Raw genomic sequence first — 11458 nt, forward strand, 5'->3', positions numbered from 1 at the left:
TTCTGTTTAAGCGGGCAGGTCCGTTATAAATGGGATAATCCATTTATTGAGCGATCGACGCTCTCCAGTTTGAAAAATCTGGGTTGTCTTTTTGCACAAGCTCTTTTGGAAAGACAAACGTCCAAGGTTTCGTAGTGTTTGCTTTCACCTCAAAGTTTTCCAGCTTAAATCCGCCTTGAGCGACAAGTTCATTGGCCGCATCCTCAATTTTTAATGGAATTTGCTGAAGATTGATGGTCTTTTCATTGCCATTTCGAATGAGAATGGTTACGTGTAAATCGCCATTTTCATTAAATCTTGCCTGCAAACCCATGAAATTCACTTCACCATCTTTTGGCGGCTGTAAAGAATCGACAAGCTTCACAAGTTTATCCTTTTCCTCTTGCGGAAGGGCAGACTCCCAATTTGGATCTAAATCAAGAGCATGCTTTGCTTTCAATTCAAAAGCTAATGTCCAATTTTCTTTGCTAAATTCAGACTTTTTGATCGAGTTAGCAGGAAATAAAAATTTCCATGGTAAACTGCTCTTTCCAGGCAATTCTCCAATGCTGCTTAAGTCAAAGTTATGTCTTGCAATGATTTCATTTTTAGAATCTAACAGGATAAGTCCAATGTCTGAAAACCGTATTCCTTTATTTAAGCTATTGCGTACGAAAGCGGTCGCCTCAATCCCACCCTCCGCAAGGTTTAATTCGATTCCCGAAATGGAAAGCTGGTTTGCCTTTAGTGGAGGCAATTCATTATTTAAAAAACGAAGTACATAAGAATCCTCATTACTTAGTTTCCACGAAGGATGGACAAATAATTCTGTATGGATCTCTTCATCAACAGAATTTTCTTTTTCGTTCATCAGTTCATCGGAAGAAACACTACTATCTAAGCCTGTTCTTTTTACATCTTTTGGATCTTTTTTCTTAAAAATAGAAAGCATTTGCCATTCTCCTTTTAGAGTAAAGCTAGATTTGTTTACTTTGATTAAATTCTGGAACAATTCTTTGTGCTATTTGCAAAGCACTATCTTTTTGGATTTTGTGGAATGTATATGTGAATAATTCTAATCCTTCTTTTTGATACAGTCTCATTGGGTCCTCCTGCTGATAGTGCCGGAGTCCGATGCCTTCTTTTAATCGAGACATCGATTCAAGGTGCTGGATCCAATTATAATCTAACACGGCAATCATGGTTCCCTTTAACGCATCTTGGAAGGAGTCATCCTCTTTATAATTATCAATGATCTTTTCATACTTCTCAAGCGCTGTTGTGATACTTTCTTGAATCTCCTGCTTGCTAATGGACTCATTTCCTGCAAGTGAAATCTCTTCTCCAGCAATTAGGCTATTGATGGTTTGTGAGAGCTCGGAAAGATTCCATTCGTCAGCATCCAGCTCATCGATGCAAATTCGCTCCATCTCATGTTCTGCTGCTTCTTTAAGCATTGGAATGAAAATGGCGACCTGATTTTCTTCTTCAAGCATCCGGTTGCGCAGTGTATAAATAATTCTTCGTTGTTCATTAATAATGTCATCAAGCTTTAAGTTATACTCTCGCATCGAGAAATTGGCGCCTTCCACAATGCGCTGAACTCTTGTGACAAATTCATCAATTTTACTATTCAAGATCAAGCCATTATCATCAACTTTAAGACTCTTCTGCAGTTTTTCCAGATCATCTTTGGCGAAGCGTCTAAACATGTCATCCTCTAAGGAGATGAAGAACTGGCTTGAACCTGGATCACCTTGGCGTCCAGCTCTGCCTCGCAATTGGTTGTCAATTCTTCGGCTTTCATGCTTTTCTGTTCCAAGAACGTGAAGGCCGCCAAGTTCAGCAACACCCTCGCCTAAAATGATGTCCGTACCGCGTCCGGCCATATTGGTAGCGATGGTTATATGACCACGCTGTCCAGAATTGGCAATGAGCTGTACCTCCTGCTCAACACTTTTCGCATTTAAAATCTCATATGGAAGCTTTGCCTTATCAAAATACTCGGCGACTTTCTCCGATTGTAAAATCGAAGTGGTGCCGACAAGTACCGGTTGTCCAGTTTTATGGCGCTTCTTTACTTCAGCAGTAACGGCCACATATTTCTCGTGCGCAGTCTTGAACACCTTATCTTCTAAGTCCATTCGGATTTTCGGTTTGTTCGTTGGAATTTGACAAACGGACATTCCGTAAACCTGCTCAAATTCCTTTTCCTCCGTTTTCGCAGTTCCCGTCATACCAGATAGATTTGGATACATTCTGAAATAATTTTGAATCGTAATCGAAGCTTGCGTTTTGTTCTCTTCGGTAATTTCTAACCCTTCTTTGGCCTCAATCGCTTGATGCAGTCCATCACTTAAGGTTCTACCATCCATGACTCGGCCTGTAAACATATCGACAAGCATGATTTTTCCATCACGAATGATATAATCAACATCCAGCGTAAACATAACATGGGCGCGCACCGCTTGTATGACATAATGGTACAAGGTTTGATGCTCTAACTCGTATAAGTTATCAACGCCGAAAGCCTTCTCGACTTTTTCAATTCCTTCTTCCGTTAAGCTGGTTGCTTTTGTTTCTTCATCATAGTTATAATCAACATCCTTCACAAACCGTTTTGCTAAGCGTGCTGCAATATAATGCAGGTCTGTGCTCGAGGGCATTTTCCCAGCAATAATGAGAGGGGTCTTCGCTTCATCAATAAGGATACTATCGACTTCATCGATAATCGCATAATGATATGGTCGTTGAACCTTTTCTCTTACGTCTCTCACCATATTATCCCGTAAATAATCAAACCCAAATTCTGTTCCGACACCATAAGTAATGTCAGCTTGGTAAGCAAGAACTTTTTCTTCAGGCTGCATCAGTGGGACATTGATCCCAACTGTTAATCCGAGAAATTCATGGATCTGTCCAATAATTTCACGATCTCGTCTTACTAAGTATTCATTCACCGTTATAACGTGTACTCCTTTGCCTTCAAGTGCTCTTAAATAACTTGGAAGGGAGGCGACAAGGGTTTTCCCCTCACCAGTAGCCATTTCCGCTATATTGCCGTCAGAAAGGGCTAAGCCACCTACAAGCTGGACGTCAAAGTGGCGCATGCCAAGAACCCGTTTAGAGGCTTCACGGACAGTTGCGAACGCATCGACTTTAATATCATCAAGGCTGCTTCCTTCATTTAATTGCTTTTTAAATTCAACCGTTTTATTTTTTAATTCATCATCAGTTAGTGAGGCATAATGCTGTTCCAAGTCATTTATTTTTTCGACTATTTTGTAATATTTTTTTAATCTTTTTTCGTTTGTGTCTCCAAATGTATTTTTGAGAAACGTGATCATGTTTTACGCTCCTTCGTAGTCAATGGTTTTCGTTTTTTTGTGGAGTAGCAGCGAATGATTTGATTTTTGGAAAAATGTAAACTATCCACAACTATTAATCTTATCAAATTAATAGTTCTATTACTACTTAGATTGTCAAACTAACAATATTTGCAACTTTTTTTGGCGAATTACGTCTAAATAAATGGGGAAAAAATGCGATTGATGAGATTTTGGAGTACATACAATTCTTTACATCTATTAAAAATGTCTGGAAAAAATCTTAAGTAAACATTATAATATTGAAATTGAAGCGTATGTATTGAGATTTTGCTGAAAAGCAGTAACCATTTTTAGTCTAAAAAAGAGCACTTGTTGATTTTAAAAAATAATTCATTGGTTATGCTAATGGTTGAGGAGGTACTTCATGTTATACCTTACCTTGTTAATATGTTTTATTACTTCGATAATTATAACACCGATCATTAAAAAATTCGCCTTGAAAATTGGCGCAGTTGACAAGCCTAACAATCGAAAAGTTCATCAAAAAATCATGCCCCGTCTTGGAGGCTTAGCGATATATATCACGTTTATTTTGGGAATTGTGATCTTGCGTCCACAGGATGAATACGCCCTTCCAATTATTTTAGGGAGTATCATTATTATCATCACAGGTATGCTTGATGATTTGTTCGAATTATCGGCAAAAGTGAAATTGATTGGTCAATTGCTTGCAGCTCTTACGGTTGTCCTTGGCGGTGTCAATGTTGAATACATTAACTTGCCATTTGGCGGCACGCTTGAGTTCGGCATTTTTAGTATTCCGCTCACGATTTTATGGATTGTCGGGATTACGAACGCCATAAATTTAATTGATGGTTTAGACGGCTTAGCAGCGGGTGTCTCCTCCATCGCCTTAATCACGATCTCAGGGATGGCGGTTTTAAAAGGGGATCCTTTCGTTGTAGCTGTCGGCTTGGTTTTATTATTTAGCACATTAGGCTTTCTATTCTATAATTTCCATCCCGCAAAGATTTTTATGGGGGATACAGGAGCCTTATTTCTCGGCTACATGATCGCCGTTCTGTCCTTATTAGGATTTAAAAACGTCACGATGATTTCATTGATTATTCCGGTTATCATTTTGGGAGTGCCGATATCGGATACATTTTTTGCGATTATTAGACGTTTTGTGAATAAGCAGCCTTTATCAGCGCCAGATAAATCCCATTTGCACCATTGCCTACTAAGATTAGGTTATTCCCATCGCCAAACGGTGCTCATCATATATGCAATGGCAGCGATGTTTGGTCTTGCCGCAGTCATTTTTTCGCAAGCGACCATGTGGGGAGCGCTAGTTGTTATCGCTGTTTTAGTTTTAGTTATTGAAGTGTTTGTTGAAAAGATTGGCCTTGTTAACCATGATTATAAGCCATTGTTAAAAATGGTTAGTCAGAAGAAAAGCGAATAAATGTCAAGAAGCCTTGAATCTTATGATTCGAGGTTTTTTTGTAGTCAATTGATATGTTAAAATCCGAAATAAATTTCTCGGTTTTCAAAAGAGAGAGAATTTTCATGTATCAAATGATGGATAGTAGCATTTTTATTGGCAGGATGCTTTCAATAAAACACGATTGAAGCGAAAGGTGAGGGAGAATATTGGAAGGCGCAGCTCATATAGGAGCTGACCGATTCGAACCTCTATGAGCATGGAGGAATGGAATACACTGGAGACGGGTCGCTAACCTATGTAGCCAATTCTGAAATGGTCTGTTAGCCGAAACGGGGAGGGAAAATCAAAGGGAAGAAAGCTCTGAACTTACGGTAACCAATCATCCGCCATCCAAAGATGAAGCAGCGAGTTTGTTGGAACACAGATTGAGTGGCACACAAGTACAGGGGGGAGTATACAGAGAGAATGGATATTTACAGGTGGTCGCTAAATAAGACCGTTATAAAGGGTGTTCTAGTAGCTAGAACACCCCTCAACTTTGTTAATTTTGCGCAATATCCGGTCGTCCCAAATGGGTCTTTAAGATCCTTTTCGAGTCATCCAGAGAAAATTCATCCAGCTGATAATAGTACACTCCATCAATATAATCGTCTTCACCATCAAGGTTAATGGTATCGATATCTAGCTTTGTACCAGCTAGAGCATAGTCGATAAAGGCATTCATATCTTTAAATGTTAAATCCGTTGCTAAATTTTCTCCCACTGCTTCGATAATGTCAGCGTATTTTGTAATTCCTTGCACTGACACAGCTTTATTAACGATTGCTTTAATAATTTCCTGCTGTCTTTTTCCACGTTCAATGTCGTTATCTTTTTTCCGCGTTCTTGCCAATGCAAGCGCCTCTTCACCGTCTAATTCCTGGAAGCCAGGTTCAAGATGAATCGCATTTCTTCTATCCTTCGAGTCCATTTCATTTATCGTATAGGGTACTTCCACGTCGATACCACCTAATGCGTCAACAACATCAATAAACGCATTAAAATTCATTTTGACATAATAATCAATAGGAATGTCAAATAATTCTTCAACGGTTTCAATCGTAGCGGCAGGCCCCCCGAAGGCATGGGCATGGGCAATTTTGTCTTCGTATCCTACCTCAGGAATGTAAACATAAGAATCGCGAGGGATGCTGACGAGCTTGACCGACTTTGCCTTTTCATTAAAGGTGGCGAGCATTAAAGCATCTGATCTTGAGCCGCTATTAAAGTTTCGAGTGTCGCTATCATCTACCCCGATAATGAGCATAGATGTGTTTTCAACCTTTGGGTCTACTTTGCTGCCGGAGGCTTCAGAGCGATCGATCGGCTGATAGGAATCATTCATAACGGAGTGCGCCTTGTTGAATAGGAAGGCACCGTAACTGGTTGCTCCTAATATAAGAACAAGAATAGGAGTTAATACCCATAGCGCAAGTCTCCTACGCTTCTTTTTCTTTTTAATAGCTTTATAGCTTTGTCTATTTACAGACATATTTACTCTCCTTAAGTAAGATTATTTGTTAGTTTATTCTATTTCTCATTGGACTAAATTACTATACATATAAATTTTATTTTACATTTTTTTTTGCATTCCGTAAAATACATTTTAAAATGGACGCTTCAGTGGTAGTTTATGAGGGAGAATGATCTATTCTTTCAGCTCTTCTAAATACAATATTTCACCTTCACGAACTTTACATTGGCCGTTCGTTAGCTCCACCATCCATTCTTTAAAAGCGTCTGTTTGGCTTTCTTCGACATATGTTTCAATTTCTACTGCATCAAGGTAATGGATTTCTTTCACGTTATAAATGGACGATCTGAGCTCATTTTCAAGTTTGCCAAGCCAAGTGTAGTCGATATTTGTATGCATCACTTTCATGAGCTTTCGTTCCACGATTCCGGTCGCGTTAATTCCTTCAGATGTTGCCTTTCCGTATGCGCGAATAAGGCCGCCTGCTCCAAGCTTAATCCCGCCAAAGTAGCGGGTCACGACAACTACCGTATCCTTTAGCTTCCTCTTCTTTAGTACTTCCAAAATGGGTACCCCAGCGGTTCCGCTAGGCTCTCCGTCATCGTTCGCTTTCTGAATTTCATCATGCTCTCCAATTAAGTATGCTGAACAATTATGAGTAGCATTCCAATGTTCTTTTTTAATCGTTTGAATAAATTCCTGTGCTTCTTCTTCGGTTTCAGCTCTTGAAACATGAGCGATAAATCGGGATTTATCGATAATAATTTCATTTTCCCCATACCCTTTAACGGTTAAGTAGCTTGGGAGCATAAGACCACTCCTTATCTGGTTTGTATTGGAGTCTAAAACTGCATTTTCATTTTGATAATGGATCGGCATTGCGGTTCCGATTCATGTTCTTGCGGTACTTTTTAGCCGAACTAAAAGGCGTGTGAAATGAAGGTTTCACACGAAATGAGGCGAAACCCGTCAAATCAACTATATGGTTTAAAGAAGCTTACCATAAAAATTCGACATTTCTATTATAATTCGACAAGAGCCTCGGTTTCAAATTAACATCACTCTGTAACGAAACTTTAACAGTCCTGTCTTTTTGTCATGTTATAATGAAAAGAAATAAAAAAGATATTTTAGAATAACATTAATTACGGTTCCTTTTTAATGGGTCATAAGAGCCTATTAGGAATGGGTCAAATGTCCTGTCTATTAATTCCTATTCTCCTTCTTTTTAACGATTTTTTACAGGTTTTCGAACATTTTCAAGTTAGAAAGATAGTAACTTTTAACAATTCAAGGTAAAATATTGTAAAATGATTTAAGAGTTGCTTTGTTTTTCTAATTGGAAAAATGGAGATATGTCTTTATTTTATGAATGAAACAAACATGAACAATGGATAAAGACATAGAATATTCGAAAAAAATTTTTAAAAATGTAAAGGGTTTTTGCTTCACTTGGAGGAATTAGTAGATGATTAAAAAATTTGATACAAAAACTCTTGATATGATTTTGGACAAGATGGTGGAAACCGTAGGTGATAGCAAAAATGAAATTTTTCGCATTGGCGAACAATGTAGAAGTGATTATGAATCATTAGTTGATGAATTAAAAGATGTGCGAAGAATGGTTGGCCAAATCATTGAAGAGGGAGATCAATTAGAAATCAAATCACGAGCAGCGAGAAAACATCTTTCGGAAGTGAGCATGCATTTTAAGGATTTCACTGAGGCTCAAGTAAGGGAAGCTTATGAGAAGGCCCATCAAATTCATATGGATTTAACCTTGAATCGACAGACGGAAAAGCAGCTTCGGGATCGAAGAGATGATATTGAAAGACGGCTTGTCGGTCTGACGCGAACGATTGAACGAGCAGAACATCTTGTTTCTCAAATAACCGTCGTGATGAATTATTTGATGAGTGACTTAAAACAGGTTGGCGAGGCCCTGCAGGATGCGAAGCTGAAACAGGATTTTGGCTTAAAAATTATTGAGGCCCAGGAAGAAGAGCGGAAGAGACTTTCTCGTGAAATTCATGATGGACCTGCGCAAATGATGGCCAACGTCATGATGCGCTCTGACCTAATTGAAAGAATTTACAAGGAATACGGTGCCACTGAAGCGCTTGCTGAAGTGAAAAATCTCAAGACCATGGTCAGAAATGCCTTATATGAGGTTCGCCGCATCATTTACGACCTACGTCCAATGGCCCTTGACGACCTAGGTCTAGTTCCTACCCTCAAAAAATATTTACAGACGATCGAAGAGTATCATAGTACAACATCGATTTCTTATAAAAATGTGGGGGAAGAAAAAAGACTGCCGACCAAATACGAGGTGGCACTATTTCGCCTTGTACAAGAGTCTGTGCAAAACGTCCTAAAGCATGCAAATGCAAAGGAAATTAAAGTTAAGCTGGAGATGGCTCAAGAACAGATAACTGTTTTAGTAAAGGATAATGGACAAGGTTTTAATATAGATGAAAGAAAGGATGAGTCCTTTGGAATTATCGGGATGAGGGAAAGAGTAGAGCTTTTAGGAGGAAAACTCTCGATTAATTCAAAAATAGGCAAAGGGACTACTGTTCTCATCAAGGTTCCATTACCAAAATAAGAGAGAGAAATCATTTGGGGAGGCGACACGCATGACTACGAAGATTATCATTATAGATGACCATCAATTATTTAGAGAAGGCGTTAAAAGAATACTTGATTTTGAAAAAACATTTGAGGTTGTAGCAGAGGGAGATGACGGTACTGAGGCCATTTCCTTGGTAGAAGAGCATCAGCCTGATGTAGTCCTTATGGATATTAATATGCCAACAATTAATGGTGTGGAAGCAACACGTCAATTAGTTGAAAGATACCCGTCAACAAAAGTGATTATTTTATCAATTCACGATGATGAAAGTTATGTGCAGCACGCATTAAAAACGGGTGCAACCGGATATTTACTCAAGGAAATGGATGCAGACGCTTTGATTGAAGCGGTAAAGGTAGTCGCAGATGGCGGTTCCTATCTCCATCCAAAGGTTACTCACAATCTTGTCAAAGAATACCGCCGCCTAGCGGTAGAGGCAGCAGGAGTAAGCAGCGGCTATCTCCAACAGGTTGAGATTCGCCGTCCGCTCCATCTGCTGACGCGTCGTGAGTGCGAGGTTCTTCAGCTTCTAGCAGACGGAAAAAGCAACCGCGGAATTGGCGAAGCACTATTTATAAGTGAAAAAACAGTTAAAAACCACGTAAGTAATATCCTGCAAAAAATGAATGTTAACGATCGTACTCAAGCTGTTGTGGAAGCAATCAAAAATGGCTGGGTTGAAGTAAGATAAACCATATATTCATGAAAAAACGCCGACAAAAAGGCGTTTTTTTATTTTATGTTAAATTCTCTCCTTATCCAAAGTGAATGGAGTAGCTATACAATGGCAAAGGGAGATAAAAGTGCCCTAGCCCCTGGTGATACCTTAGTTTGACACGATTTTCAGTTATGTTGAAAAGTCCTGTGAGAAAAATCGTTTTTTCTCCCCGCTTCATGGAGTCAAAGATTAACATCGGCAAACAAAAAATTCGAGATTACTAAGCTGAAATTAGGTCAATGAACTTCAATTTTCAGCCTATTTATGTTAAGAAAATGAAAAATCACGATAAATTAATGAACAAATTGTTAAATAATGGTGTTATCAGTTTACATGTTCGATTAAAATAGGTGATAATGGGATATAGGACACAAGACTAAAGGAGGATTCTAGCATGACTTCTTTACGAATACTCTCAGATTATCAATTAAAAATGGTTTTCTACAAAGCAATCGAGAAAAATTTAGAGAAGGATTTTATCGAACTACTAAATATTGAATTAAAAAACAGGGGAATAGAGATAAGCTAATAGCAGGCTTTTTGTCTTTCCTCGTAAAGGGATTATTTAAATTAATGCAATTTCATTCGTTTTCATATAAAATGGATACTAAACGTATAGTAAGAAGCAGGTTCTTTTTCTACTAGATAATTGTTTTTACCTCCTAATCCCATCCAGAAGTGTGCGGGCCGCCTAAGCTTCGTAGAGTTCAAAACAAATTCGGCTTATCAGCTTAACATTTCCATACTGTGTTTTTCTCAAAAAAGTAAATTAGGAAGTAGCTTTACAACTATCTATGCGAAAAAGCCTGGGACAAAATGAATAAGGATGGTATCCCATTTATGAAAACGGCAGTTGTAACGGATAGTACTGCGTACATCCCGAAGGAATTGCGCGAACAGCTAAATATCCATATGATTCCCTTGAGTGTAAATTTCGGAAACGAAACGTATAAAGAAGAGATTGAGATTCAAACAGATGACTTTTATGAAGAAGTAAAAACAAAAGAACTTCCTACAACATCCCAGCCTGCGATCGGGGAATTTGTTACGCTATTTGAACAGCTGGCAAAGGACTACGATACTGTGATAAGCATTCATCTTTCCAGCGGAATTAGTGGAACATTCCAAGGAGCAGTATCGGCAGGAGAAATGGTAGAAGGAATTGATGTCCATGCTTTTGATTCTGAAATCAGTTGCATGGTTCAAGGTTTCTACGTCATTGAAGCTGCTGAAATGGCCAAAGCTGGTAAAAGCTATAAGGAAATCCTCGCACGGCTAGAGGAAATGAAGCAATCAATCCGCGCTTATTTTATGGTTGATGATCTTAGCCATTTACAGCGTGGGGGACGTCTTTCAAGCGCTCAGGCGATCATTGGCAGCTTGTTGCAGGTTAAACCGCTTCTGCATTTTGAAAATAAGTTGATCGTCCCATTCGAAAAGATTCGTACTCGGAAGCGAGCGATGAAGCGAATGGTCGAACTTCTTGAAGAAGATGCGAAAAGTGGAGCTGAATACAAAGCAGTCATCATCCACGCTAAACGTGAGGATGAGGCAAATGAATGGAAGGCCGAACTAGAAGCGAAGCTACCAAATGTTGAGTTCTTTCTCAGTTATTTTGGACCGGTCATTGGTACTCATCTTGGCGAAGGTTCGATGGGACTCGGCTGGGTGAAAAAATAAGCAGGTCAACTGCAAGTGATCAATTGTTTGAACAAACGCCATTCATATGAATATTGAATGGCGTTTGCTATTTATAGGAAAGCGCGAGTGTGGTGCATTTGTGAAATATAGTTCGTTTGTTTGAATTCCGGAAAAACTGACAATAATTCCGGAA

9 protein-coding genes are annotated in these 11458 nt (G+C 38.9%); 5 read left to right on the plus strand and 4 right to left on the minus strand.

The genetic code is table 11. The annotated features are described in order from the left end of the window. Positions 1-43: 43 nt before the first annotated feature. Positions 44-931, minus strand: coding sequence for an accessory Sec system S-layer assembly protein (locus tag FCJ93_RS09280; protein WP_137743516.1), 888 nt, complete (start codon positions 929-931; stop codon positions 44-46). Positions 932-956: 25 nt separating this feature from the next. Next, on the minus strand, positions 957-3326 hold the full coding sequence (gene secA2, locus FCJ93_RS09285) for an accessory Sec system translocase SecA2 (protein ID WP_137743517.1): 2370 nt from the start codon (positions 3324-3326) through the stop codon (positions 957-959). A gap of 406 nt (positions 3327-3732) precedes the next feature. On the opposite strand from secA2, the gene FCJ93_RS09290 reads away from it, so the two are divergent. Further along, positions 3733-4776: a glycosyltransferase family 4 protein gene (locus FCJ93_RS09290; protein WP_137743518.1), complete on the plus strand. Its 1044-nt coding sequence runs from the start codon at positions 3733-3735 to the stop codon at positions 4774-4776. Positions 4777-5299: 523 nt separating this feature from the next. Here FCJ93_RS09290 and FCJ93_RS09295 read toward each other — a convergent pair. Together FCJ93_RS09295 and FCJ93_RS09300 are read right to left on the minus strand one after the other, a co-directional pair. Beyond that, entirely contained in the window at positions 5300-6289 is a 990-nt protein-coding gene (locus FCJ93_RS09295; protein WP_137743519.1) for an LCP family protein, read from the minus strand. A gap of 156 nt (positions 6290-6445) precedes the next feature. After that, positions 6446-7081, minus strand: a complete 636-nt coding sequence (locus tag FCJ93_RS09300) for a YigZ family protein (RefSeq protein WP_137743520.1) — start codon at positions 7079-7081, stop codon at positions 6446-6448. 658 nt (positions 7082-7739) lie between these two features. Here FCJ93_RS09300 and FCJ93_RS09305 point away from each other — a divergent pair. The 4 genes from FCJ93_RS09305 (at position 7740) to FCJ93_RS09320 (ending at position 11304) form a co-directional block, all read left to right on the plus strand. Next, positions 7740-8879, plus strand: a complete 1140-nt coding sequence (locus FCJ93_RS09305; protein WP_137743521.1) for a sensor histidine kinase — start codon at positions 7740-7742, stop codon at positions 8877-8879. 31 nt (positions 8880-8910) lie between these two features. Continuing rightward, the gene (locus FCJ93_RS09310) at positions 8911-9597 is read left to right on the plus strand and encodes a response regulator (RefSeq protein ID WP_095311905.1); all 687 of its coding nucleotides are present in this window, start codon (positions 8911-8913) and stop codon (positions 9595-9597) included. A 421-nt stretch (positions 9598-10018) separates the two neighbouring features. Beyond that, positions 10019-10153 carry a sporulation histidine kinase inhibitor Sda gene (gene sda, locus FCJ93_RS09315; protein ID WP_095311898.1) on the plus strand — a complete coding sequence of 45 codons (135 nt, stop codon included), beginning with the start codon at positions 10019-10021 and terminating at the stop codon, positions 10151-10153. Positions 10154-10464: 311 nt separating this feature from the next. Further along, a complete protein-coding gene (locus FCJ93_RS09320; protein ID WP_137743522.1) occupies positions 10465-11304 on the plus strand; it encodes a DegV family protein in 840 nt (279 codons plus the stop codon). Positions 11305-11458 lie beyond the last annotated feature (154 nt).

The organism is Robertmurraya siralis (genome assembly GCF_005502275.1).
In the GTDB taxonomy this organism is placed as follows: Bacteria; Bacillota; Bacilli; order Bacillales; family Cytobacillaceae; genus Robertmurraya; species Robertmurraya siralis.